Origin of the sequence: Embleya sp. NBC_00896, from assembly GCF_045207785.1 — a bacterium.
Classification (GTDB): domain Bacteria; phylum Actinomycetota; class Actinomycetes; order Streptomycetales; family Streptomycetaceae; genus Embleya.
On record NZ_CP108776.1, the window covers coordinates 1,885,654 to 1,909,565 of the forward strand.

Genomic DNA, 23,912 nt, shown 5'->3' on the forward strand with positions numbered 1-23,912 from the left:
CCGAACCGAACCCAAAGTCGAGATGAAGTGCCGCCTACCGAAGCAATACGGATCACACCCGGAAAAGCGCGCCCCGAGCGCGACGCGCCATCGCACACTGCCAACTCGGCAAGACGATCCGCGAACGACGCGGACGAAGCGAAGGACACCGGGATGCCCTCCCCCGCACCTGCTCCACATCCCCCACCACCAGCCATGATCGTCGTGCTCGTGCACAGCCCGTCGAGCCTTCGGTGAGTGCCCCGGGGCGTTCCCGCGCCCGCGCTCGACACGAGCAACGCGCCGCGCCCGAAGCGCGCCGCGACCCGGACCCCGAGCCCGGGCACCGCCCCGGGCCGGTGTTCGTGCGCTGGACCATCCCCCCGACGATCGCGGGCGTGCCCGAGGTCCGACACCGCCTGCGCGACCTGTTGCGCGGCTGGGGGGTGACCGAGGAGATCGAGGACACGCTGCTCCTGGTCGCGACCGAACTGACCTCCAACGCGGTCCGCCACGCGGCGATCCGCACCGAGAACATCCGGATCACCGTCGCGCACAGCGGCGCGGAGATCCGCCTGGAGGTGGCCGACGACCACCCGTTCCGCCCGCACGCCCTTCTGGAGACCGGCCCCGATTCCGAGGACGGCCGGGGCCTGATGATCGTGAAGCTGATGGTGGCCGAACTCGGCGGCCGAATCGACGTCCTGACCACCGGCACCGGCAAGACGATCCGCATCACCCTGAGCGAGGCCGCCCGGGCGTAGCCGCCGCAGGACCCGCGCCCCCGGGCCTCCTGCCGCCGAGCCCCCGGCTACCGCACCTTGCGCCACCGCGCCTCGCAGAAGGAATACCCGCCGAACACCACCAGCCCCAGCGCGATCACCACGAGCAGGGCGGGCCCCACCGGGGTGCCCGCGAACGACCGCAGCGTCTCGTCGACCCCCTTGGCCTCGTCCGGGTCGAACCGCACGGCCGCGACGACGACGAACACGCCGGCGACGGCGAACACCACACCGCGGCTGATCCCGCCGATCACCCCGAGCAGTTCGACCAGCCTGCGCAGGCCCGGGCTCATCTCGCCGGTCATCAGCTTCTCCCGGAACTTGCGCATCGCGTACCGCACGGCCATGCCGACACCGATGCCGAGCAGCACCAGTCCGGCGATGCCGACGAGGTAGCGGCCGCCGGTCCGGTCCAGTGCCTTCGCGGTCCAGTCCTTCGATTCCTGGTTGCCGCTGCCGCTCTGTCCCTGCCCCTTCTCGCCGCCGCTCGACGTGAGCGTGCGGATCAGCGAGAAGACGACGATGCCGTAGAAGAACGCCCGGCCGAGCGACGCGAGCCGCTTGGTCGCCTTCCGCCCGTCCGGCGTGGCCTGGCCGAACACCGCCTCGACCAGGCGCCACAGGCACATCCCGATCAGGGCGACGACGAGCACCCACAACATGGCCTCACCGAACGGCTTCTCGCCGATCTCCTCGACGGCGCCGCCGCGGTCGGCCTCCTGGTTCCGGTCACCGAACGCGATCCGGACGGCGATCACGCCGACGATGACGTACAGCAACCCACGCGCGGCGAGACCGGCCTTGGCAAGGCCCACCAGCACCTTGCTGTCGGCCGCCTGCCGCCCCGCGGCCGCGGCTTCCCGACCCGATTCGGCCATGGCGGCTGACGGTGACATGTCGCATCCCCAATGCTCCCCGAGAGGCTTCGCCGCCCGTGTCGAGCGGCGTCCGGCCGGGTGGACGTCTGCCCTGCCGGACGCGCGGCAAACGGAGCCCGAAGCCGACGGCGCGCCGGGGGCCGGGAGGCTTCGGGGACACGGCGATCCCGTCAGTGGAACGCGTCGAGCCCGGTGAGCGCCTTTCCGATCACGAGCGTGTGCATCTCCGAGGTGCCCTCGTAGGTCAGTACCGATTCCAGGTTGTTCATGTGCCGGATCACCGGGTACTCCAGCGAGATCCCGTTCGCGCCCAGGATCGTCCGCGCGCTGCGCGCGATCTCGATCGCCTCGCGCACGTTGTTGAGCTTGCCGAAGCTGATCTGCTCGGGGCGCACGGTGCCGGCGTCCTTGCGCCGGCCCAGGTGCAGCGCGAGCAGGTGCGCCTTGCCGATCTCGACCGCCATGTCCGCCAACTTGGCCTGGGTCAGCTGGAATCCGCCGATCGGCCGGCCGAACTGCTCGCGCGTCCTCGCGTAGTCGAGCGCGGTCTCGAAGCAGGCCCGGGCCGCCCCGACCGCGCCCCAGACGATGCCGTAGCGGGCCTCGCCCAGGCAGGTCAGCGGCCCGCGCATGCCGACCACGTCGGGCAGTACCGCGTCGGCCGGCAGCCGTACGTCGTCCAGGATCAGCTCGCTCGTGATCGACGCGCGCAGCGACATCTTGTGCTTGATGTCGACGGCCGTGAACCCGGCGGTGTCGGTGGGTACGACGAAGCCGCGCACGCCCTCCTCGGTCTGCGCCCAGATCACCGCGACGTCGGCCACCGAGCCGTTGGTGATCCACATCTTGCGACCGTTCAGCACCCAGTCGTCGCCGTCGCGCTTGGCGTGCGTGCGCATCGACGCCGGGTCCGAGCCGTGGTCGGGCTCGGTCAACCCGTAGCAGCCAAGCGCCTCGCCGGCCGCCATCCTCGGCAGCCAGGTCCGCTTGTGCTCCTCGGTGCCGAAGCGGTGGATCGCGAACATCGCGAGCGAGCCCTGTACCGACACCAGCGAGCGCAGCCCGGAGTCGCACGCCTCCAGTTCCAGACAGGCCAGCCCGTACTGCACGGCGCCGGCCCCCGCGCAGCCGTAGCCCTCCAGGGTCATCCCGAGCACCCCGATCCCGCCGAGGCCGCGCGCGAGTTCGCGCACGTCCGGCAGTTCGCCGCGCTCGAACCACTCGGCGACGTTCGGCGTGACGCGGTCGGCGCAGAACCGGCGCACGGTGTCCCGGATCGCCTTGTCCTCGGGATCGAGCAGATCATCGATTCCGAGCGGGTCGGACGGGTCGAACACGGGCCGCTTGGCCATGGGTGCGTACTCCTTCGATCGCGGATGGACGGTACTCGGATGCCATCGATACGGCCCCGATAGATTGCCCCGCACACGGATTCGGGACACGAGGGACACCACCATGACTCAACCACCGCCGGAACCGCACCCCATCTTCGGGGGGAACGGGGCGCCGAACGCGGAGACTCCCGAGCAGCGCCGACTGCGGCTGGAGGAGGAAGAGCGCCGACGTCGCCGGCAGGATCGGCGCGAGGACATCGCCGAGGCAGCGATGGAGATACCCGCCGGCGGCGGCGGCGGTGGCGGCGGTGGCGGCGGCTGTTTCGGTGGGAACAGCGGCGGAAGCGGAAGCGGGGGCAGTGGTGGTGGCGGGGGCCGCGGCGGAAGCGGTGGGAACGGCGGCTGTTGCGGCGGCGGGAGTGGCGGAGGCGGCGGTGGAGGCGGGGGCGGCGGCGGTGGCTGCGACCCCTGCCTGATCAGCCTGTTCTCGATCCGCCTGATGTGGATCGCGCTGATCAGCCTGACCCGCCCGCACGGCGGCCCGCCCGCGCGCCGGCTCGGCACCGCGGTCGATCGCTACCGCACCGAGATCAGCGCGAAGCGCCCGCCGTGCTGCAACTTCACGCCGAGCTGCTCGACGTACGGCAAGAAGGCGCTGCACCGGCACGGCGCGCTCAAGGGCACCTACCTGACGGCCCGTCGACTGATCCGCTGCCGCCCGGGCAACGGCGGTTTCGACCCGGTGCCGGACGCCGGGAAGCGGCCCTGACCGACGGTCGGGGGGCGTAGGCGTCACGCCCCCCGACCCGGTGTCACTTCTTGGGCGACGGCGAGCGGCGCATCTCCTTGTGGATCAGCTTCCACTCCCTGGCCCGCTCGGCGCGGATCCGGTGATCCTCGCGCGAGGCGATCCAGCGGGCCTCCTTGAGCAGCTTGCGATAGCTGTCGAGGCGGCGCTGCGGGAGGTCGCCCGACTCGATCGCGGCGAGCACCGCGCAACCGGGTTCGGACGTGTGCGTGCAGTCCACGAACCGGCAGTCCCCGGTCAGCGCGTCGATGTCCGCGAACGTGCGGTCGAGCCCCTCGCCGACGTCGTACATGCCGACGCCCCGCATGCCCGGGGTATCGACCAGCACGCCGCCGTTGGGGAGCGGGACCAGCTCGCGCCAGGTGGTGGTGTGCCGGCCCTTGCCGTCGCCGCGCACCTCCTGGACGGAGGTCACCTCGGCGCCCGCGAGCGCGTTGGTGAGGGTGGACTTGCCCGCGCCGGAGGTGCCGATCAGGGCGACCGTCTGCCCGGCGGTGTACGCGTCGAGGACGTCCAGGCCCTCGCCCGTGTGCGCGCTGACGAGGACGACGTCCACGCCCATGGCGACCGCCTCGACGTCGCGCCGCAACTCGTCGGCGTCGGCGGCGAGGTCGGCCTTGGTCAGGACCACGAGCGGCCGGGCGCCGCTCTCCCACGCGAGCGTGAGCAGCCGCTCCAGGCGGCCGAGGTCGGGAACGACGTCGAGCGGGACGACGGCGCCGACGAGGTCGACGTTGACCGCGAGCACCTGCCCCTCCGAACGTCCGGAGGAGGCCGAGCGAATCAGCGTGGTGCGGCGTTCCAGGAGCGCCGCGACGAACGGCTCGCGGCCGTCGTCGGGAATCTCCAGGACGGCCCAGTCGCCGGTGCACGGCAGTTCGCCGCCGCCGTGTCCGGCGCGCACGATGCCGTCGGCGGTGACCACTTCGCACAGCGAGCGGTCGACGCGGGCGATCCGGCCGGGAATCAGGCCGTGCCCGCTGTAGGGGGTGAATTCGGTGGAGCGGTCGGCGTCCCAGCCGTAGGCGGTGAGGACGTCGGAGGTGTGCTGCTGCTGGTGCTGCTGGGAAGACAAGCCGGTGGCCCTTCGAGGGGCGGGTCCGTCCACCTGCGCGCCGCCACGTCGAACGAGGTGGAACGGCTACGCGGTGCGAACCCGGGAGGTGTGGATGCGGAATGAGGTCCAGCCCATCCGGGCGACCGTCATCAAGGTCGTGGTCACGACATCCACCTCCCACCTGTTCCGTGCGGCCGTGCCGCTCATCGGGTCACCACGTCACGCGGTCGCGAAGACCGACCATCAAACCCTAGGCCATCACGGTCGGTCGCGTCGAGCGTGTTCCTGCTCGCCGCCCGGCGGCCGGGTCGGCTGCGGCGGCCGAGTCGGCGGCGGCGGCCACGCGGTGTCGTCGAGCGGCAGGCCCGGCAGCGCCTGGCCGGCGGGCATCTGCAGGCTCGGCGGCTGGCCGTTGGTGGGCGGCGCGCCGAGGGGGCGCGGCGGACGCGGCGGGCCGTCGGCGGGCCGGCGTGCGCCGTTGTTGCGACCGTTGACCGTGCCGGGGTCGTTGCGCTTGGCGTCGCGCGCGTGGATCGCCCAGCGCTCGGGGAACTCCGAGGGCGGCTGGGCGATGTCGGGGAGCTCGCCGTGGATGACGGTGTCCTCGGTGTCGTCGCGGTCGTCGAACGGCGTCGGCGTCCAGTCGCCGGGGGTGCCGCGGTGTCGGCCCGAGCGCAGGTGCTCCATGGCCGCGGCGATCTCCTCGGCGGCCTTCTCCTTGTCCCGCTCGGCGCGCGCCTGCGCGGTCTCCTGGCTCGGCCAGACCTGGTCGATCGCGGCGTTGACGGCCGCGCCTATCAACACGGCCATGGCCGCGAAGTACATCCACACCATGACCGCGACCGGGGCCGCGAGCGAGCCGTAGACGGTGGGGCCGTCGATGGTCGTGGCGAGGTAGACGCGCAGCAGGAAGCTGCCGACGATGCACAGGAGCAGGGCGACCAGGGCGCCGGGTATGTCCTCGCGCCAGGGCGTTCGCACCGGCACCGACACGTGGTAGAGCGAGGTCAGGAAGCACACCGACAGCACGACCAGGACCGGCCAGTAGAGGATGTGCACGGTCCCGGCGAAGTGCGGGAACGCCTTGACCACCAGCTCGGGTCCGGCCACCAGGAGCGGGATCAGGAACATCCCGAGCAGCAGTCCGACGACGTACAGGGTGAAGGACAGCAGCCGGGTGCGCACGATGCCGCGCTTGCCGGACAGGCCGTACATGATCGTGATGGTGTCGACGTACACGTTGAGCGCGCGCGAACCGGACCACAACGCGATCAGGAAGCCGGCCGAGATGATGTCGGCGCGGCCGGAGTCGAAGACGTCGTTGACGAGCGGGACGACCACCTGTTCGGTGCTCTTGTCCGAGAGCACCGAGGCCGCGGCCGAGACGATGTCGGCCTTGAGGTCGTTGACCGTGCTGCCGCCGATCATGCCGTGCAGGTAGCCGACGGTGCCGGCGAGGCCGAGCAGCAGCGGGGGCAGCGACAACAGCATGAAGAACCCGGCCTCGGCCGCCAGCCCGGTGACCCGGTGGTTGAAGCAGGAGATCACCGTCTCGCGGAGTATCCGCCACAGTGCGCTCCGCAACCGGATGCGACCGGCCCCTCGCAGACGAGGTCGTTGTTGGTTGTCCGCTGCCACCCCTTTAAGGTATCCGGCCGAGGGCCTGCCATTCGCCAAGTCGCCGTCCGGGCGGAACGGGCACCCGTCCGGGTGCACGTTCGTCCCCTTTCGAGCGATGATTCGCGCTGGTCAGCGGGTCGGGACGAGGACCCCCGAGAGCCTGCTGATCACCCGGGCGGCGGTGCGCAGTTCCTCGGCCGGCAGGTCGGCGAACGCCCCCTCCCAGTGCTCGCGGAAAAGCGTGTCCAACCGGTACAGCTCGCGCCGCCCGGCAGGCGTCAACCGGGCCACCGAACCGCCCCGCCCGCGCCCCGCGCGAGCCGCCTCGACCAGACCCTCACGCCCGTGCACGTCGAGCAGGTCGCGCACGGCGGGCACGGACAGACCGATCACCCGCGCGAGCCGGTCGTTGTCCAGGTCGAGTTCGTCGGCGAGCGCCGCGAGCAGCCGATAGCGGATGTCGTCGGCGCCGGCGTCGACCGGACCCCCCTGCCCCGCGCGGTCGGCCCGGATCGCGGAGAGGAAGCCGTTGAGCGCGTACCGCAGCGTCTCGACCGCCTCCTCGCGCCGCGGCTCGGGTCGCTCGGAGGTCGGCCCGGTACATACGGAACGCATCCTGCGCCTGGGCGCGCCCAGAACCTCGCCTGGCATACCCATCAGCTCCTCGTCCACTGTGGTGCGTGGGCCGCGTACCGTTCGGGAAACGGAACCGACCACCCGTACCGTAACCAACCGCGGCGACGATCCATGCCCACCGTCGACTCGGAAGATCATCTTATCTCACATCGTGGGCAGTCGTGTTCAATATGTGAGATGAGCGTTCGTATCCCGGACACCGATGGACGGCTTTCTGGCTCCATGTCAATCTTTGCGACATGTCACGCGCCGGAATTGCTCTCGTAGGTCGACTCCACGTCGACCTCGGACGCATGTCCAGCGCCGTCTGTTCGCCGGTCTGACGACCCGCCCGTTGCACCTGTCTGCCGGGCGCGCGGTCGCACCGGCACCACGACTCTCCCGGCTCCGCCGGCGGGGGTGCGGCCGGATGCTCCCCGTGCGTCCCCCACCGATCCGCCCGGAGGACGCTCCCCATGGCCGCCACTACCGACACCGCCGGCAGCGGTCCCCGCGCCCGCAAGACCGCTCGCCATCGCGGCGAGGGTCAGTGGGCCCTCGGCCATCGTGAGCCGCTCAACGGAAACGAGCAGTTCAAGAAGGACGACGACGGTCTCAATGTGCGCGCGCGCATCGAGAATGTCTACTCCGTACGCGGATTCGACTCCATCGACCCCAACGACCTGCGCGGCCGGATGCGCTGGTGGGGGCTGTACACCCAGCGCAAGCCCGGGATCGACGGCGGCAAGACCGGTGTGCTGGAGCCGCACGAGCTCGACGACGAATACTTCATGCTGCGCGTGCGCGTCGACGGCGGGCGGCTCGACCTCGCGCAACTGCGGGCGATCGCCGAGGTCTCCGAGCGGTTCGCGCGCGGCACCGCGGATGTGACGGACCGGCAGAACGTGCAGTTCCACTGGATCCGGATCGAGGACGTCCCGGAAATCTGGCGGATCCTGGAGGGCGTGGGCCTGTCCACGACCGAGGCGTGCGGCGACACCCCGCGCGTCGTGCTCGGCTCGCCGGTCGCCGGCGTCGCCGAGGAAGAGATCATCGACGGCACCTGGGCGATCGACGAGATCAACCGCCTCTACATCGGCAAGCCCGAGTACTCCAACCTGCCGCGCAAGTTCAAGACGGCGATCTCCGGTTCGCCGCTCCTGGACGTCGCGCACGAGATCAACGACATCTCCTTCGTCGGTGTCGTGCACCCCGAGTTCGGCCCCGGCTTCGACGTGTGGGTCGGCGGCGGCCTGTCGACCAACCCCAAGCTCGCGGTCCGGCTGGGCACCTGGGTGCCGCTCGAAGAGGTGCCGCAGGTCTGGGAAGGCGTCATCTCGATCTTCCGCGACTACGGCTACCGCCGGCTGCGCAACCGCGCGCGCTTGAAGTTCCTGGTCGCCGACTGGGGGCCGGAGCGCTTCCGCGAGGTGCTGGAGACCGAGTACCTCCAGCGCAAGCTCCTCGACGGCCCCGCGCCCGAGGCGCCCGCGCAGGTGTGGCGCGACCATGTCGGCGTGCGCCCGCAGAAGGGCGGCGGCTTCTATGTCGGCTTCGCCCCGCGCGTGGGCCGGGTCGACGGCGCGACGCTCGGCAAGATCGCCGACCTCGCCGAGCGGCACGGCTCCAACCGGGTGCGCACCACGGTCGAGCAGAAGATGCTCATCCTCGACGTCGCCGAGGACCAGGTCGCGTCGCTGAAGGAGGGCCTGGAGGCCCTCGAACTGCGTGTGGACCCCAGCCCGTTCCGGCGCGGCACGATGGCCTGCACCGGCATCGAGTTCTGCAAGCTCGCGATCGTGGAGACCAAGGGCCGCGGCATCCGCCTGATCGACGAACTCGAACAGCGCCTGCCGGAGTTCGACCAGCCGATCACGATCAACATCAACGGCTGCCCGAACGCGTGCGCGCGAATCCAGGTCGCCGACATCGGCCTCAAGGGCCAGCTCGTCCTGGACGACGACGGCGAGCAGGTCGAGGGCTACCAGGTGCACCTCGGCGGCGGGCTCGGCCTCGACCCCGGCTTCGGGCGCAAGATCCGCGGCCTCAAGGTGACCTCGGCCGGCCTGGCCGACTACATCGAGCGCGTGCTGCGCCGCTTCGAGGAGCAGCGCACCGACGGCGAGCGCTTCGCGCAATGGGCCGTGCGCGCGGCCGACGCGGACCTGTCGTGAGCGCCGCCGGCGGCGCCGAGCCGGGCCAACGGGCCGTCCCGTTCTACTGCCCCTTCTGTGGCGACGAGGACCTTCGTCCCCACGAGGAGGGACACGGCACCTGGCTGTGCTCGGCCTGCCGGCGGGCGTTCTCGCTCAAGTTCCTCGGACTCGTGTTCCCGCAGAAGCAGCAGCCGATCAACCAGGAGGAGGCCCGATGACCGACACCGAGACCACCGATCTCGAAGCCCTCGCGAGCCGGGCCGGCGTCGAGTTGGAGGACGCGACCGCGCTCGAGATCCTGGCCTGGACGCACGAGCACTTCGGGCCCGCGTGGTGTGTGACGTCCTCGATGGAGGACGCCGTCGTGGCGCACCTGGCGTCGACCGTCGCACCCGGCGTGGACGTGGTCTTCCTCGACACCGGCTACCACTTCCCGGAGACGATCGGCACGCGCGACGCGGTGGCCGCGGTCTACGACGTCAACGTGATCACCGTGCACCCGGAGCTGACGGTCCTTCAGCAGGACGCGAAGTACGGCGCGAAGCTGCACGACCGGGACCCCGACGCGTGCTGCGCGATGCGCAAGGTCGAGCCGCTGGAGCGGTCGCTGACCAAGTACCGCGCGTGGGCCACCGGGCTGCGCCGGGACGACTCGCCGAGCCGGGCGAACACCCCGGTGGTCTCGTGGGACGCGCGGCGGCGCAAGGTCAAGGTCGCCCCGATCGCCCGCTGGACGCAGGCCGACGTGGACGCCTACGTCGCCGAACACGGCGTTCTGACCAATCCGTTGCTGATGGACGGCTACGCGTCGATCGGCTGCGCACCCTGCACCCGCCGGGTCGCCCCCGGCGAGGACGCGCGCGCCGGCCGCTGGGCCGGCAACGGCAAGACCGAGTGCGGGATCCACCAGTGACGCCCGCGATACGCATCCGCACCACCGCACCGTGCTCGATCAAGACGAAGGAGGGGTTGGCGTGACCACGACGATCGACAAGGGCACCGCACCCGGGGCCCTGACCCACCTGGACGCCCTCGAGGCCGAGTCGGTGCACATCTTCCGCGAGGTCGCGGGCGAGTTCGAGAAGCCGGTGATCCTGTTCTCCGGCGGCAAGGACTCGATCGTGATGCTGCACCTGGCGCGCAAGGCGTTCTGGCCGGCGCAGATCCCGTTCGCGCTGCTCCATGTCGACACCGGGCACAACTTCCCGGAGGTCATCGAGTACCGCGACAAGGTCGTGGCCGAGCACAATCTGCGGCTGCACGTCGCCAGCGTGCAGGAGTTCATCGACAACGGCCGGCTGCGCGAGCGCCCGGACGGCACCCGCAACCCGTTGCAGACCGTCCCGCTGCTCGACGCGATCGAGTCGAACCGCTTCGACGCGGTGTTCGGCGGCGGCCGGCGCGACGAGGAGAAGGCCCGGGCCAAGGAGCGGGTGTTCTCGCTGCGCGACGAGTTCGGCGCGTGGGACCCGCGCCGGCAGCGACCCGAGCTGTGGCAGCTGTACAACGGCCGGCACCGGGTAGGGGAGCACGTGAGGGTGTTCCCGATCTCGAACTGGACCGAGCTGGACGTGTGGCAGTACATCGAGCGCGAGGGGATCGAGCTCCCGAAGATCTACTTCTCGCACGAGCGGGAGGTCTTCGCGCGCAGCGGCATGTGGCTCGCACCGGGCGCGTGGGGCGGCGCGAAGGGCGACGAGGAGGTCGTGCGGCGCGTCGTGCGCTACCGCACGGTCGGCGACATGAGCTGTACCGGCGCCGTCGACTCGCCCGCCGGCACGGTGGCGGACGTGATCGCCGAGATCGCAGTGAGCAGGCTGACCGAACGGGGGGCCACGCGCGCGGACGACAAGATGTCCGAGGCCGCGATGGAAGACCGCAAGCGCGAGGGGTACTTCTAGCCATGAGTGGGACTTCCGAGATTTCCGCGGGCGACCTGTCGTCCGTCGACGACAGCGTGGGCCTGCTCCGACTGGCCACCGCCGGTTCGGTCGACGACGGCAAGTCCACCCTGGTGGGCCGGCTCCTGCACGACTCGAAGTCGGTGCTGACCGACCAGCTCGAGGCCGTCACCCGGGTCAGCAACGAGCGCGGCCAGGAGGAAGCCGACCTCGCGCTGCTGACCGACGGGCTGCGGGCCGAGCGCGAGCAGGGCATCACGATCGACGTCGCCTACCGCTACTTCGCGACCGCCAAGCGCCGGTTCATCCTCGCGGACACGCCGGGACACGTGCAGTACACCCGCAACATGGTCACCGGCGCCTCCACCGCGGAGCTGGCCGTGGTGCTCGTGGACGCGCGCAACGGCGTGGTCGAGCAGACCCGCCGGCACGCGGCCGTCGCGGCGCTGCTCCGGGTGCCGCACGTGGTGCTGGCGGTCAACAAGATGGACCTGGTCGACTACGACGAGGAGCGGTTCGCCGAGGTCGCGAACACGTTCACCGAGTACGCGAAGGCGCTCGGGGTGCCGGACGTGCGCTCGATCCCGGTCTCCGCGCTGCGCGGCGACAACGTGGTGGACCCGAGCGCGCACATGGACTGGTTCTCCGGGCCGACCCTCCTCGAATACCTGGAGACGGTCCCGGTCGAGACCGACCCGACGCTGGAACCCGCGCGTTTTCCGGTGCAGTTCGTGCTGCGTCCGCAGTCCGACGACGAGTACCGCGACTACCGGGGCTACGCGGGCCAGATCGCGTCCGGCGTCTTCCGCGAGGGCGACGAGGTCGTGGTGCTGCCGTCGGGGCAGCGCAGCACGGTCGCGGGCATCGACCGGCTCGGCGTCTCGGTGCGCCAGGCCCGCCAGGGCGAGTCGGTCACGCTGCGCCTGGCCGACGAGGTCGACGTGTCGCGCGGCGACCTGATCGCGCCGATCGACTCGGCGCCGATCGCCACGCAGGACGTCGAGGCGACCGTGTGCCACGTCGCCGACCGGCCGCTGCGGACCGGCGACCGCGTCCTGCTCAAGCACACCACCCGCACGGTCAAGGCGATCGTCAAGGACATCGCCTACCGGCTCGACCTGGCCGCGCCGATCGACGGCGTCCTCAACCACGAGGAACACCTCACCGAGCTGCGGGCCAACGACATCGCCCGGGTCGTGCTCCGCACCGCCCAGCCGCTGGCCCTGGACGACTACGCCACCGGTCGCCGTACCGGGTCCTTCCTCCTGATCGACGAGGCCGACGGGTCGACGCTCACCGCCGGCATGGCCGGCGCCGCGTTCGCCGCGCCGGGTCGATGTCACAGCTGATTCGAACGCGGGTCTGACCACCCGCTTTTGACGCTCCATCAGCCCACCCTTGTGACATCACCCGCCGTCGACCCCATACGTCATCCCGGCCCGCGCCGTCGCGCGCGGGCCCGAGGGAAGGTCCCCGCGTGTCCATTCTCGGGACAAATCGCCGCAGATCGCTCCGTACCGGTTTCACCGCCGCGCTCCTGCTGCCGCTGCTCGCGCTCTCCGCGTGCGGCTACGGCTCGGACAAGAAGGACGACAACAAGAACGCACCGGCCGCGAACGCGGGCCCGTCGGGCGCCGGTTCCAAGGCCGGCACCTCGGCCTCGCAGATCCGGCTCGGCTTCTTCGCCAACGTCACGCACGCGACGCCGCTGGTCGGTCTCCAGGAGGGCTTCTTCGCGAAGGAGCTCGGCTCCACCGAGATCAAGCCGACCGTGTTCAACGCCGGTCCGGCCGCGATCGAGGCGCTCAAGGGCGGTTCGATCGACGCGACCTACATCGGTCCGAACCCGTCGATCTCCGGTTTCACCAGTACCAACGGCGAACTGCTGCGGATCGTCGCCGGCGCCACCTCCGGCGGCGCGTCCCTCGTGGTGAAGCCGGGGATCAACTCCGCGGCCGACCTCAAGGGCAAGAAGATCGCGTCGCCGCAGCTCGGCGGCACCCAGGACGTGGCCCTGCGGGCCTGGCTGGGCACCAACGGCTACAAGGTCGAGACGACCGGCAAGGGTGACGTCAACGTCGTCCCGACCGAGAACGCGCAGACCCTCGCGGCGTTCCAGAAGGGCGACCTCGACGGCGCGTGGCTGCCCGAGCCGTGGGCGACCCGCCTGGTCCAGGAAGCCGGCGCCAAGGTGCTCGTCGACGAGCGCACGCTCTGGCCGCAGGGCAAGTTCGTCACCACCAACCTGATCGTGTCGACCAAGTTCCTCAAGGACCACCCGGACACCGTCGAGGCGCTGATCAAGGGTCAGGTCACCGCGAACGACTGGGCCGTCGCGAACCCGGACAAGGCCAAGGCCGCGGTCAACGCCAAGATCACCGAGTACGCGGGCAAGCCGCTCGCGCAGAACGTGCTCGACGCGTCGTGGCCGAACATCGAGATCGCCAACGACCCGCTCGCCTCCTCGCTGCGGAAGCTGTCCGAGGACGGCGTCAAGGTCGGCGTCACCAAGCCGGCCGACATCCACGGCATCTACGACCTCTCGCTCCTGAACAAGGTCCTCGCGGCGGCGGGTAAGCCTGCCGTGAGCGACGGCGGGTTCGGTCCGAAGAAGTAGCCACGTACTCCCCTGCCCGACGCGCCCACCGAGAGAGGTGATCCGGACATGACCCAGACCATCAGCGAGGCCACGAGCAGGGCCACGACGCCTGCCGAGCCCGGTTTCGCGGTCCGCCTGAACCAGGTCACCAAGGTCTTCGGCCGCGGTGGCGGCGCGCCCGTCCTGGACGGCATCGACCTGACCGTCGCCCCGGGCGAGTTCGTCTGCCTCCTGGGCGCGTCGGGCTGCGGGAAGTCCACCCTGCTCAACCTGATCGCCGCGCTCGACAAGCCCACGTCCGGCTCGATCGAGGTCGGCGGCGGCCGCCCCGCGCTGATGTTCCAGGACCACGCGCTGTTCCCGTGGCTGACCGCGGGCAAGAACATCGAGCTGGCCCTGAAGCTGCGCGGCGTGCCGCGCGAGAAGCGCCGCGCCGAGGCGGACTCGCTGCTCGAGCTGGTCCGGCTCGGCGGCGCGCACGGCAAGCGCGTGCACGAGCTCTCCGGCGGCATGCGCCAGCGGGTGGCACTGGCCCGCGCGCTCGCGCAGGCCGGCGATCTGCTGCTGATGGACGAGCCGTTCGCCGCGCTCGACGCGATCACGCGCGACGTCCTGCACGACGAACTGACCCGGATCTGGGCGGAGACCGGCCGCTCGGTCGTGTTCGTGACGCACAACGTCCGCGAGGCGGTCCGGCTGGCCCAGCGGGTCGTGCTGATGTCCTCCCGGCCGGGGCGGATCGCCCGCGAGTGGACGATCGACATCCCGCAGCCGCGCCGGATCGAGTCCGCCGGCGTCTCCAAGCTCTCCGTCGAGATCACCGACCAACTCCGAGGGGAGATCCGCCGCCATGGCCGCACCTGACCTGACCAAGCCCGACGCCGAGCCCGGCGCGGCCGAGCGCGCGGACGCCGACCTCGCCGGGCTCGAAGCCGGCCTGGACGCGCTGGAGACCTACGAGAAGGAGCGCAAGCCCTTCTCCCGCGTCCTGGTCGAGAAGACCCTGCCGCCGATCGTCGCGCTGCTCCTGGTGCTGCTGATCTGGCAGATCGCGTACGTCATGGAGGTCAAGCCGCGCTACGCGCTGCCGAGCCCGAGCGACGTGTGGGACGCCTTCATGGTGCAGTGGAAGAAGGGCACCGTCTTCGACATCCTGTGGACCAGCCTGTCCCGCGGCATCCTGGGCTTCCTGATCGCGGTCGCGGTCGGCACCCCGCTGGGCCTGATCGTCGCCCGCGTGCAGTGGGTGCGCACCGCGATCGGCCCGATCCTGTCCGGCCTGCAGTCGCTGCCCTCGGTCGCGTGGGTGCCGCCGGCCGTGATCTGGTTCGGTCTCAACAACACCGCGATCTACGCGGTGGTGCTGCTCGGCGCGGTCCCCTCGATCGCGAACGGCCTGGTGTCCGGCGTGGATCAGATCCCGCCGCTGTATCTGCGCGCGGGCCGGGTGCTCGGTGCCACCGGGTTCAACGGGATCCGGCACGTGGTGCTGCCCGCCGCGTTGCCGGGCTACATCGCGGGTCTCAAGCAGGGCTGGGCGTTCTCCTGGCGCTCGCTGATGGCCGCCGAGCTGATCGCGGCGTCGCCGGAACTGGGCTTCGGCCTGGGCCAGTTGATGGACCAGGGTCGTAATCTCGGCGACATGCCGATGATGTTGACCGCGGTGTTCATGATCCTGATCGTCGGCATCGGCATCGAACTGCTCGTGTTCGCACCGGTGGAACGCCGCGTGCTGCGCCGGCGCGGCCTGGCCGGAAGCAAGTAGCCATGACTCCCGCTCCCCCGCTCCTGGCCGTCGCGCACGGCAGCCGCGACCCGCGGCACGCCGAGGCGATGGCCGCGCTGGCCGCCCGCGTGCGCGTGCTCCGGCCGGGACTGCGGGTGGAGATCGGCTACCTCGACCACTGCGGCCCGCGCGTCCCCGAGCGGTTGGACGCGCTGGCCGGGTCCGGGGCGAGCGCCGTCGTCGCGGTGCCGCTGTTGTTCACGCCGGCGTTCCACGCCAAGCAGGACGTCCCCAGCGTCCTGCGCCATCGCCGCCTGACCGTGCGTCAGACGGCCACGCTGGCCCCTTCCCCGCTCCTGCTCGACGCGCTGGACCTGCGGATGCGCGAAGCGGGGGTACGGCCGGGAGACGACCGCTACGGCGTCGTCCTGGCCACTGCGGGTTCCACCGACCCGGAGGCGAACGCGGTGACCACCATCGTCGCGCGGGAGTGGCGGCGCACCGGTTGGTGCGCCGTGGTCACCGCGTTCGCCTCCGTCCACCAGGGCTCCACCGTCGCCGCCGCGATCACCGAGCTGCGTGCGCGCGGGATCGAGCGGATCGCCGTCGCGTCGTGCATGCTCGCCCCGGGGATCCTCCCGGACCGGATCACCGAGCAGGCCCTGGCGGCCGGCGCGGAGCTGGTCACCGAGCCGGTCGCGGACACCCCCGAAATCGCCCGGTTGGTCCTGGACCGCTACGACGCGGCACTACCCTTCCGATCCTCGCTCTCCGCCTGACCCCGGGCCGGTACCATCACCGGCGTGATCGACTCAGTGGCCGGCGAACGTTCGGTGCTCGTACGCGCGTGCGCGAAGGTCGGTGTGCCGTCCACCGGCGCGACGTTGCTTTCCTTCGGCGAGAACGCGGTGTTCGCCCTCCCCGGCCCCGGGCTGGTGGTGCGGGTGGCCCGCGGCGCGCACATGGCGGACCGCGCGCGACGCGAACTCGCGGTCGCGTGCTGGCTCGCCGAACAGGACTTCCCGAGCGTGCGCCCGGCGGACCGGGTCGACCCGCAACCGGTGCTGATCGACGGCCGGCCGGTCACGTTCTGGCAGTTGCTGCCGCCGGCCGAGCGGGCGCCCGACATCGTCGACCTGGCCCGGCTGCTCAAGAAGCTGCACGCGCTGCCGGCCCCGCCGTTCGCGCTGCCCGCGCGCGAGCCGCTCGCGCTGGTGGCGACCTGGCTGGATTCGGCCGACGCCGCGGTCGGCCTGGAGGACCGCCGCTACCTGCTCGCCCGCCGCGACGCGTTGGAGGCGGCGTACCGGGAGCTGACGCCGGTGCTGCCCAAGGGCCTGATCCACGGCGACGCGCTGCTGCGCAACGTCGGCGTGCACGGCGGCCGGGCCCTGCTGCTGGACTGGGAGACGGTCGCGCACGACCTGCGCGAGATCGACCTGGTGCTGACCCCGATGGCCGCCGCGCGCTACGGGCTGCCGTCGGGCGCGGAGAAGCGCTTCACGAAGAAGTACGGCTTCGACGTCACCGAGTGGTCCGGCTACGAGGTCCTGCGCGACACCCGCGAACTCGCCGCGACGGCCTGGGTCGCCCAACACGTCCCCGGCAACCCGGCGGCGGAGGAGGAGTTCCACCACCGAGTCCAAACCCTCCGCACCAACGACCGCACAGCCCCCTGGCACGCCTTCTGAGTCGCCGTCACGACGTGCGCTTGCTGTCCGCCCACTGTTGTTCGAACTCTTCCTGGAAGAGCGGGTACAGGCCGCGGGCCCGGGTGCCGGTGGCGTCGGCGCGCAGGACGAAGGCCGGGGACTCGACGCCGCGGGCGTGCCGCAAGTAGGGCTGGACCAGGCCGACATCACCGTCGACCAGGTAGGCGGCGAAGCGTGGGGCCTCGTCGTACAGCCGGATCTCGATCCGCCGGGGCTCGCGCAGCTTCGCCCGGATCCGGCGCATGTGCAGGATGTTGAGCGTGGTCATCCGGGACAACAGGCCCTTCTTGACCCCCTCGTCGCGTTCGCGCTGCTTCATCGCGTCGCCGGCCGGGTTCAGGAAGAGCAGGCGCAGCTCGCAGCCGCTCGCCCCGAGCCTGGTCAGGTCCCGGCCCGAGTAGTTCTGGCACAGCAGGTTGAGCGACACCCCCATCGCGTCGATCCCGCGCGCGCCCTCCACCAAGTCGGCGAACGGCAGTCGCCGTTGCAGCGCCGAGCGGTCCGGGAAGACGCCGACGACATCGGCGTACCGGCCGGCGAACAGCTCCTCGACCGCGTCCAGGGCCAGCCGCCGGTCGCCCTGGTCGGCGAGCGGTCCGTCCAGCATCGCGAGCACGCGCAGGCAGGCCCGTTCGACCTGGGCGAGCACGTCCGGCGACAGGACCCGGTTGCGGGCCACGATGTGCCGGCCGATCTCGACCTCCTCGAGCGCGCGTTCCAGGGTGCGCCGGTCCGGCAGGAACGGCTCGAAGCACCACCAGTTGCGGACCATCAGCTCGCGCAGCTGCGGGAGGGTCAGGAACGCGATCAGGTCGTCGTCGACGGGGTCCACGATGTACCCGCGCCGGCGGCTCATCTCGCGTACCGCCTCGGCCCGCTCCACCCACTCGTTCTGCGCGCTGCCGGCCGCGGCGAGCACCCACGCGCCGTCGTCGTGCGGATGTTCGCCGGGCCCGTACACGGGGATCAGGACCGCGCCGATGACCGCGCGCAGGCGCTGCTCGATCAGGTTCAGGTAGACGTACGCCCGACCCGCCCGGCGGGCGCGCAGCAGCGCGTTCGCCCAGTCGTCCTCGGCCCAGGCGAGCGTCCCGGGGTCCATCCCCGGCATCGGGTCGGGCGGGCCCGTGCCGTCCAGGACCGCCGGCCCGCCGGCGGCGTGCCGCGGGCCGGGCAGCCCGCCCGGGTCGAACCCGAACGAACCGGTGTCGGCGGGACCGGCCGTGGCGCTCGGGGGTTCGATCGGGTCACGGTAGACGGCGTAGGGATCCTGGTACGCGTCGATGCCCTCGACACCCGGCGCGAGACCGTTGCCGCCCGCGAGGCCGGCCGTACTCGTCCCCTCCACAGGATCCTCGGCTGTCGAGGGTGGCGAGCTGGACTCCCGATCGGCCATCGCGTCCCATCCGTTCGTCGTCGAGCCGGAACCGAACGAGCGTATAGCGAAACCGCGCGGCCTCGGAGGGCCCGCGCGGGCCGCGGTGGATACCCCGTTCGGGTGACTGACACGCCTTCATGACCCGTATGGCGTAAGGCGATTGGGGGGACTCGACGGTCTCTGGCAACTTCTGCCGAGCGGCACCGTGCCGCCGAGGAACAATTGCCGGGCGGGAGAGGGTCTTCCCTCCACCTGTCCGGGGGCGCAACCGGGATGGATCCACGGTCCGTCTCATGCGGCAGGAACCGTGGCACCCAGGAGGTCGTCATGTTGGCCACGAACAGCAGGATCCCGGCGGGCCGAAACGGCGCCGAGGACGATTTCGCCAGGTACCGCGACGTGGTCGCGGACATCTTCGCGCACCACCACCGCATCACCTCCCCGGACGACGACGCGGCCGCGTGCTCGTGCGGCGGCGCGTGGCCGTGCCGCGAGGAGATGCTCGCCGCAGAACTGCTCGACTGGATCTGATCGTTCCGATCGAAACCGATCGGGCCGGCAGCCGCCGGAATCGCCCTTCCCGACTCGAAATCCACCCGACCGGGGGACGCCGGAGCGGATCTCGCACACGGATCCGGTTCGGTAGGCGAGACTGCAAGCTGCCGAAGCACGATCCGCGACAAAGCAGGTTGCTCATGCAGGTCTGGCCCGGTCATCCGTATCCGCTCGGCGCCGCGTACGACGGCGCCGGCACCAACTTCACGGTCTTCTCGGAGGCCGCCGAACGCATCTGGTTGTGCCTTCTGGACGAGGGAGGCAACGAGCGCCGGGTCGAACTGCGCGAGACCGACGCGTTCGTCCGGCACGCCTACCTGCCCGGGATCCAGCCCGGGCAGCGGTACGGCTACCGCGTCCAGGGCCCGTTCGACCCGGCCTCGGGCGCCCGGTGCAACCCGAACAAGCTGCTGCTCGACCCGTACGCGAAGGCGATGTGCGGGGAGGTGCACTGGCACGAGTCGATGTACGGCTACTCGTTCGAGCACCCGGACAAGATGAGCACGACCGACTCGGGACCGCACACGATGGCCTCGGTCGTGATCAACCCGTACTTCGACTGGGGCGACGACCGGCCGCCACGGACCGAGTACCACGACACGGTGATCTACGAGGCGCACGTGCGCGGCCTGACCCGCACGCACCCGGGGCTGCCCGAGGAGATCCGCGGCACGTACGCGGGCATGGCGCACCCGGCCGTGATCGACCACCTGGTGAACCTGGGGGTGACCGCGATCGAGCTGATGCCGGTGCACCAGTTCATCCAGGACCACCGGCTCTCCGACCTGGGCATGCGCAACTACTGGGGCTACAACACGATCGGCTTCTTCGCGCCGCACGCCGCCTACTCGTCCACGGGCGAACGCGGTCAACAGGTGCAGGAGTTCCGGTCGATGGTCAAGGCCCTGCACGCGGCGGGCATCGAGGTCATCCTCGACGTGGTCTACAACCACACCGCCGAGGGCAACCACCTCGGGCCCACGCTGTCCTTCCGCGGCCTGGACAACGCGTCCTACTACCGGCTCGCCGACGACAAGCGCTACTACCTCGACACCACGGGCACCGGCAACAGCCTGCTGATGCGCAGCCCGCACGTGCTCCAGCTGATCATGGACTCGCTCCGCTACTGGGTCACCGACATGCACGTGGACGGCTTCCGCTTCGACCTCGCGGCGACGCTGGCCCGGCAGTTCCACGAGGTGGACCGGCTCTCGTCCTTCTTCGACCTCGTACAGCAGGACCCGATCGTGTCGCAGGTCAAGCTGATCGCCGAGCCGTGGGACGTCGGCGAGGGCGGCTACCAGGTGGGCAACTTCCCGCCACTGTGGACCGAGTGGAACGGCAAGTACCGCGACACCGTCCGCGACTTCTGGCGGGGCGAGGAGCGCACGCTCGCCGAGTTCGGCTCCCGGCTGACCGGCTCGTCCGACCTGTATCAGGACGACGGCCGCCGGCCGATCGCCTCGATCAACTTCGTCACCTGCCACGACGGCTTCACGCTGCACGACCTGGTGTCGTACAACGACAAGCACAACGCGGCGAACCGCGAGGACAACCGGGACGGCGAGAGCCACAACCGCTCGTGGAACCACGGCGTCGAGGGCGCGACCGACGACCCGGACGTGCTCGCGCTGCGCGCGCGCCAGCAGCGCAACTTCATCGCGACGGTGCTGCTGTCGCAGGGCGTGCCGATGATCGCGCACGGCGACGAGTTCGGCCGCACCCAGCAGGGCAACAACAACGTCTACTGCCAGGACAACGAACTCTCGTGGGTGAAGTGGCCCGAGGGCGAGGACCCCGACCAGCTCGAGTTCATGCGGATGATGACCCGGCTGCGGGCCGAGCACCCGGTGTTCCGGCGTCGGCGCTTCTTCCACGGCCGGTCGGTACAGGGCACCCACGACGAACTCACCGACATCGCGTGGTTCACCCCGACGGGCGAGGAGATGTCGGACGGCGACTGGTGGGCGGCGGCGGCCAAGTCGGTCGCGGTCTTCCTCAACGGCGACGCCATCTCGGAACCCGACACGCGCGGCCAGCGGATCACCGACGACTCGTTCCTGCTGCTGTTCAACGCGTCCCACGAGGCCGAGGAGTTCACCATCCCGAACGACCTGGGCAAGACCTGGACCGTCGTGGTCGACACCGCCGACGACAAGACCGCGATGCGCGAACCGAAGACCCGACCGACGGTGAACGGCGGCGCGTCGCAGGCGGTGGAGGCCCGGTCCCTGGTGGTATTGCAGCGGCCCTCACCACGCTGATCGGACCGGCTCTCGGGACAACCCCGCGGGTCCCTCCCTCGAACGCCGAAGGAGGGACCCGCTTTCGCCGTGTGCCCCACCGCGGCGGCCGACGGCGGGGAGACCGGGCAACGTGCGCCGGATCGGGCGCGGATCGCCGGATCGGGGGAATGCGCCGATCGCGTCGATCCGCGTCCGAACAGGTTTCACCACCCCGGCGGGTGGTAGCTCGGGGTCGTCCGGGGAAGCTTGTCCGCATGACCTCGTCGCCTTCTCGCGTCCCCACCGGGACCTATCGGCTTCAGTTGCAGCCCGCCTTCGGGTTCGCGGCCGCTGCCGCCGCCGTGCCGTACATCGCCTCGCTCGGGGTGAGCCACCTGCACCTGTCGCCCATCCTGCAGGCGGTGCCCGGGTCCACCCACGGCTACGACGTCGTCGACCACACGCGCGTGTCCGCCGACCTCGGCGGCGAGGACGGCCTCCGCGAGCTGGCGGCGGACGCCGGCGCGCACGGGCTCGGCATCGTCGTGGACATCGTGCCGAACCACATGGCCGTGCCCGCGCCCGAGTCGCTGAACGCGCCGCTGTGGGAGACGCTGCGGGACGGGCCGGACGCGCCGCGGGCGCGCTGGTTCGACATCGACTGGGAGCGGCACGACGGGCGCGTGCTGCTGCCCGTGCTCGGCGGACCGGTCGAGGAGGTCGCCGAGGAACTGGTCGTGGACGGCGACGTGCTGCGCTACCACGAACACGCGTTCCCGCTCCGGCCCGGCACCGAGAAGCTCCCGCTCGACGAGCTCCTGGCCGCCCAGCACTACGAACTCGCGCACTGGCGGCGCGCGGACGCCGAGCTCAACTACCGCCGGTTCTTCACGATCTCGACGCTGATCGGACTCCGCCAGGAGGACGCCGAGGTCTTCGCGGCCACCCACGAGACGATCCTGCGGCTGCTGAACGAGGGCCTGGTCCAGGGTCTGCGGATCGACCACCCGGACGGCCTCGCCGACCCGCGCGACTACCTGCGCCGGCTGCGCGCCGCCGCGCCCCAGGCGTGGATCGTGGTCGAGAAGATCCTGTCCGACGACGAGGTCCTGCCCGCCGACTGGGCCTGTGACGGCACCACCGGCTACGACACGCTGCGCCGGGTGGACGGACTGTTCACCGACCCCGAGGGCGCGGAGCCGCTGCGCGCGCTGCACCGCGAGCAGACCGGCGTCCGGGAGGGCTTCGACTACCTCGCGCAGGAGGCCAAGGCGGAGGTGCTCGCGGGCGGCCTCGCGACCGAGTTCGCCCGGCTGCGGCGGACCCTGGACCGCCTCGAACCGGTCGCCGGCGCCGGCGACGTCGGGCGCGCGCTGCCGCCGCTGCTGACCGCGTTCCCCGCGTATCGCCCCTACCCCGGCGCCGGCTCCGGCTCGATCGCGACCATGGCGCAGGCGCTCACCGGCGTTCCGGGCCAGGTCTCCGAGGCGGCCCGCGAGATCGCCGAACTGGCTTTGGCGGATGGTGAGTTCGGCACCCGTTTCGGCCAGGTGGCGGCCGCGCTCGCGGCCAAGGGGGTCGAGGACCGGGCGTTCTACCGCTGGTACGTGCTCTCCTCGCTCAACGAGGTCGGCGGCACACCGGACCGGATCGGGCTGAGCATCGCCGGCTTCCACGCCGCGTGCGCGCGGATGTCACCGACCACGATGACCACGCTCAGTACGCACGACACCAAGCGCAGCGAGGACGTGCGGGCCCGGCTCGCCGTGCTCGCCGAGGTGCCCGAGGACTGGGCCGAGCGGGTGCACACGTGGAACGACTGGGCCCGGCCGCACCGTTCCGAGTTCCGGTTCGGGCCGGACGGCTACGACACGTACCTGTTGTGGCAGACCCTGGTCGGCGCCTGGCCGATCACCCCCGACCGGGCGGTCGCGTACCTGCGCAAGGCGATGCGCGAGGCCGCGCGGGCCACCGGCTGGATCGACCCGAACCCCGACTACGAGGCGGCGAGCGAGGCGTTCGTGCGCGCGGTTCTGGCCGACGGGGAACTCACCGCCGACATCGCCGAATTCGTGGCCGACCTGGACCGGCCCGCGCGCGCCGTCTCGCTCGGCGCCAAGCTCGTCCAGCTCACCATGCCGGGCGTGCCCGACGTGTACCAGGGCGGCGAGCTCGCGCTGTACACGCTGGTCGACCCGGACAACCGGGCCCCCGTCGACTTCGGCCGCGAGCACGGTTCGCTCGACGCGCTCAAGTTCAAGGTGACCACCGCGGCGCTGCGGTTGCGACGCGAGCGTCCCGAGTGGTTCGCCGGCGCGTACGAGGCGCTGCCGGCGCGTGGCAAGGAGGCCGACTACGCGATCGCGTTCGTGCGCGGCGGCGAGGCGATCACGGTCGCGACCCGGCTGCCGGCCGGCCTCGCGGCCAAGGGCGGGTGGGGTGGCGCGCTGCTCCCGCTGCCCGCCGGCCGCTGGGTCGACGCGCTGACCGGCTGCACGTACACCGGTCAGGCCCGGTTGCGGCACATCCTGGAGGACCTGCCCGTCGCACTGCTCACCCGCGGCTGAGGCAGCCGAGCCGTTCCCGC

The 23,912-nt window shown here is 71.3% G+C and carries 22 protein-coding genes; 16 read left to right on the top strand and 6 right to left on the bottom strand.

Translation table 11 applies throughout. The features are described from left to right. Nucleotides 1-233 precede the first annotated feature (233 nt). Nucleotides 234-743 (top strand): ATP-binding protein, encoded by a 510-nt coding sequence (locus OG928_RS08480; RefSeq protein ID WP_406281156.1) that lies wholly within the window; start codon nucleotides 234-236, stop codon nucleotides 741-743. Between the two features lie 47 nt (nucleotides 744-790). Here the strand turns inward: OG928_RS08480 and OG928_RS08485 are convergent, their stop codons facing one another. Continuing rightward, nucleotides 791-1,657: a DUF1206 domain-containing protein gene (locus OG928_RS08485; protein WP_406281158.1), complete on the bottom strand. Its 867-nt coding sequence runs from the start codon at nucleotides 1,655-1,657 to the stop codon at nucleotides 791-793. A 152-nt stretch (nucleotides 1,658-1,809) separates the two neighbouring features. Continuing rightward, on the bottom strand, nucleotides 1,810-2,991 hold the full coding sequence (locus OG928_RS08490) for an acyl-CoA dehydrogenase family protein (RefSeq protein WP_406281160.1): 1,182 nt from the start codon (nucleotides 2,989-2,991) through the stop codon (nucleotides 1,810-1,812). Between the two features lie 103 nt (nucleotides 2,992-3,094). Here OG928_RS08490 and yidD point away from each other — a divergent pair, with 103 nt between their 5' ends. Then, the gene (gene yidD / locus OG928_RS08495) at nucleotides 3,095-3,742 is read left to right on the top strand and encodes a membrane protein insertion efficiency factor YidD (protein ID WP_406281162.1); all 648 of its coding nucleotides are present in this window, start codon (nucleotides 3,095-3,097) and stop codon (nucleotides 3,740-3,742) included. A gap of 43 nt (nucleotides 3,743-3,785) precedes the next feature. On the opposite strand, the gene rsgA is transcribed toward yidD, so the two are convergent. From rsgA to OG928_RS08510, 3 genes are all read right to left on the bottom strand, one after another. After that, nucleotides 3,786-4,856 carry a ribosome small subunit-dependent GTPase A gene (gene rsgA, locus OG928_RS08500; RefSeq protein ID WP_406281164.1) on the bottom strand — a complete coding sequence of 357 codons (1,071 nt, stop codon included), beginning with the start codon at nucleotides 4,854-4,856 and terminating at the stop codon, nucleotides 3,786-3,788. A gap of 240 nt (nucleotides 4,857-5,096) precedes the next feature. Next, nucleotides 5,097-6,476 carry a YihY/virulence factor BrkB family protein gene (locus OG928_RS08505; protein WP_406281166.1) on the bottom strand — a complete coding sequence of 460 codons (1,380 nt, stop codon included), beginning with the start codon at nucleotides 6,474-6,476 and terminating at the stop codon, nucleotides 5,097-5,099. A 111-nt stretch (nucleotides 6,477-6,587) separates the two neighbouring features. After that, a complete protein-coding gene (locus OG928_RS08510) occupies nucleotides 6,588-7,115 on the bottom strand; it encodes a hypothetical protein (RefSeq protein WP_406281168.1) in 528 nt (175 codons plus the stop codon). A gap of 218 nt (nucleotides 7,116-7,333) precedes the next feature. On the opposite strand from OG928_RS08510, the gene OG928_RS08515 reads away from it, so the two are divergent. The 11 genes from OG928_RS08515 to OG928_RS08565 all read left to right on the top strand — a co-directional run bounded on the left by OG928_RS08515 (nucleotide 7,334) and on the right by OG928_RS08565 (nucleotide 17,146). Further along, on the top strand, nucleotides 7,334-7,417 hold the full coding sequence (locus tag OG928_RS08515; RefSeq protein WP_355541009.1) for a putative leader peptide: 84 nt from the start codon (nucleotides 7,334-7,336) through the stop codon (nucleotides 7,415-7,417). A 132-nt stretch (nucleotides 7,418-7,549) separates the two neighbouring features. Continuing rightward, nucleotides 7,550-9,247, top strand: coding sequence for a nitrite/sulfite reductase (locus OG928_RS08520; RefSeq protein WP_406281170.1), 1,698 nt, complete (start codon nucleotides 7,550-7,552; stop codon nucleotides 9,245-9,247). Beyond that, a complete protein-coding gene (locus tag OG928_RS08525) occupies nucleotides 9,244-9,447 on the top strand; it encodes a hypothetical protein (RefSeq protein ID WP_406281172.1) in 204 nt (67 codons plus the stop codon). The genes OG928_RS08520 and OG928_RS08525 overlap by 4 nt, the downstream gene beginning before the upstream one ends. Then, nucleotides 9,444-10,142 carry a phosphoadenylyl-sulfate reductase gene (locus OG928_RS08530; protein ID WP_406281174.1) on the top strand — a complete coding sequence of 233 codons (699 nt, stop codon included), beginning with the start codon at nucleotides 9,444-9,446 and terminating at the stop codon, nucleotides 10,140-10,142. The genes OG928_RS08525 and OG928_RS08530 overlap by 4 nt, the downstream gene beginning before the upstream one ends. A gap of 61 nt (nucleotides 10,143-10,203) precedes the next feature. Beyond that, nucleotides 10,204-11,130: a sulfate adenylyltransferase subunit CysD gene (cysD, locus tag OG928_RS08535; RefSeq protein WP_406281176.1), complete on the top strand. Its 927-nt coding sequence runs from the start codon at nucleotides 10,204-10,206 to the stop codon at nucleotides 11,128-11,130. A gap of 2 nt (nucleotides 11,131-11,132) precedes the next feature. Then, nucleotides 11,133-12,479, top strand: coding sequence for a sulfate adenylyltransferase subunit 1 (locus OG928_RS08540; protein ID WP_406281178.1), 1,347 nt, complete (start codon nucleotides 11,133-11,135; stop codon nucleotides 12,477-12,479). Between the two features lie 128 nt (nucleotides 12,480-12,607). Continuing rightward, nucleotides 12,608-13,747 carry an ABC transporter substrate-binding protein gene (locus tag OG928_RS08545; RefSeq protein ID WP_406281180.1) on the top strand — a complete coding sequence of 380 codons (1,140 nt, stop codon included), beginning with the start codon at nucleotides 12,608-12,610 and terminating at the stop codon, nucleotides 13,745-13,747. A gap of 48 nt (nucleotides 13,748-13,795) precedes the next feature. After that, nucleotides 13,796-14,593, top strand: coding sequence for an ABC transporter ATP-binding protein (locus OG928_RS08550; RefSeq protein ID WP_406281182.1), 798 nt, complete (start codon nucleotides 13,796-13,798; stop codon nucleotides 14,591-14,593). Then, on the top strand, nucleotides 14,580-15,494 hold the full coding sequence (locus tag OG928_RS08555) for an ABC transporter permease (protein ID WP_406281184.1): 915 nt from the start codon (nucleotides 14,580-14,582) through the stop codon (nucleotides 15,492-15,494). The genes OG928_RS08550 and OG928_RS08555 overlap by 14 nt, the downstream gene beginning before the upstream one ends. A gap of 2 nt (nucleotides 15,495-15,496) precedes the next feature. Continuing rightward, nucleotides 15,497-16,234, top strand: coding sequence for a sirohydrochlorin chelatase (locus OG928_RS08560; RefSeq protein ID WP_406281186.1), 738 nt, complete (start codon nucleotides 15,497-15,499; stop codon nucleotides 16,232-16,234). A gap of 24 nt (nucleotides 16,235-16,258) precedes the next feature. Beyond that, nucleotides 16,259-17,146, top strand: a complete 888-nt coding sequence (locus OG928_RS08565; protein ID WP_406281188.1) for a phosphotransferase enzyme family protein — start codon at nucleotides 16,259-16,261, stop codon at nucleotides 17,144-17,146. A 7-nt stretch (nucleotides 17,147-17,153) separates the two neighbouring features. Here the strand turns inward: OG928_RS08565 and OG928_RS08570 are convergent, their stop codons facing one another. After that, nucleotides 17,154-18,269, bottom strand: coding sequence for an SAV2148 family HEPN domain-containing protein (locus OG928_RS08570; RefSeq protein WP_406290855.1), 1,116 nt, complete (start codon nucleotides 18,267-18,269; stop codon nucleotides 17,154-17,156). A gap of 603 nt (nucleotides 18,270-18,872) precedes the next feature. Between OG928_RS08570 and OG928_RS08575 the strand changes: the two genes are divergently transcribed. From OG928_RS08575 to treY, 3 genes are all read left to right on the top strand, one after another. Then, the gene (locus OG928_RS08575; protein ID WP_406281190.1) at nucleotides 18,873-19,076 is read left to right on the top strand and encodes a hypothetical protein; all 204 of its coding nucleotides are present in this window, start codon (nucleotides 18,873-18,875) and stop codon (nucleotides 19,074-19,076) included. Nucleotides 19,077-19,240: 164 nt separating this feature from the next. Further along, nucleotides 19,241-21,364, top strand: coding sequence for a glycogen debranching protein GlgX (glgX, locus tag OG928_RS08580; protein ID WP_406281192.1), 2,124 nt, complete (start codon nucleotides 19,241-19,243; stop codon nucleotides 21,362-21,364). Between the two features lie 236 nt (nucleotides 21,365-21,600). Next, entirely contained in the window at nucleotides 21,601-23,892 is a 2,292-nt protein-coding gene (gene treY / locus OG928_RS08585) for a malto-oligosyltrehalose synthase (RefSeq protein WP_406281194.1), read from the top strand. Nucleotides 23,893-23,912 lie beyond the last annotated feature (20 nt).

What these genes read in the sequence shown, in the direction of transcription:
- OG928_RS08485 (WP_406281158.1), bottom strand. Translation starts at nt 1,657, where the DNA reads ATGTCACCGTCAGCCGCCATGGCCGAATCGGGTCGGGAAGCCGCGGCC.
- OG928_RS08490 (WP_406281160.1), bottom strand. Translation starts at nt 2,991, where the DNA reads ATGGCCAAGCGGCCCGTGTTCGACCCGTCCGACCCGCTCGGAATCGAT.
- yidD (WP_406281162.1), top strand. Translation starts at nt 3,095, where the DNA reads ATGACTCAACCACCGCCGGAACCGCACCCCATCTTCGGGGGGAACGGG.
- OG928_RS08510 (WP_406281168.1), bottom strand. Translation starts at nt 7,115, where the DNA reads ATGGGTATGCCAGGCGAGGTTCTGGGCGCGCCCAGGCGCAGGATGCGT.
- OG928_RS08515 (WP_355541009.1), top strand. Translation starts at nt 7,334, where the DNA reads ATGTCACGCGCCGGAATTGCTCTCGTAGGTCGACTCCACGTCGACCTC.
- OG928_RS08520 (WP_406281170.1), top strand. Translation starts at nt 7,550, where the DNA reads ATGGCCGCCACTACCGACACCGCCGGCAGCGGTCCCCGCGCCCGCAAG.
- OG928_RS08530 (WP_406281174.1), top strand. Translation starts at nt 9,444, where the DNA reads ATGACCGACACCGAGACCACCGATCTCGAAGCCCTCGCGAGCCGGGCC.
- OG928_RS08540 (WP_406281178.1), top strand. Translation starts at nt 11,133, where the DNA reads ATGAGTGGGACTTCCGAGATTTCCGCGGGCGACCTGTCGTCCGTCGAC.
- OG928_RS08550 (WP_406281182.1), top strand. Translation starts at nt 13,796, where the DNA reads ATGACCCAGACCATCAGCGAGGCCACGAGCAGGGCCACGACGCCTGCC.
- OG928_RS08555 (WP_406281184.1), top strand. Translation starts at nt 14,580, where the DNA reads ATGGCCGCACCTGACCTGACCAAGCCCGACGCCGAGCCCGGCGCGGCC.
- OG928_RS08560 (WP_406281186.1), top strand. Translation starts at nt 15,497, where the DNA reads ATGACTCCCGCTCCCCCGCTCCTGGCCGTCGCGCACGGCAGCCGCGAC.
- OG928_RS08570 (WP_406290855.1), bottom strand. Translation starts at nt 18,269, where the DNA reads ATGGACCCCGGGACGCTCGCCTGGGCCGAGGACGACTGGGCGAACGCG.
- OG928_RS08575 (WP_406281190.1), top strand. Translation starts at nt 18,873, where the DNA reads ATGTTGGCCACGAACAGCAGGATCCCGGCGGGCCGAAACGGCGCCGAG.
- glgX (WP_406281192.1), top strand. Translation starts at nt 19,241, where the DNA reads ATGCAGGTCTGGCCCGGTCATCCGTATCCGCTCGGCGCCGCGTACGAC.
- treY (WP_406281194.1), top strand. Translation starts at nt 21,601, where the DNA reads ATGACCTCGTCGCCTTCTCGCGTCCCCACCGGGACCTATCGGCTTCAG.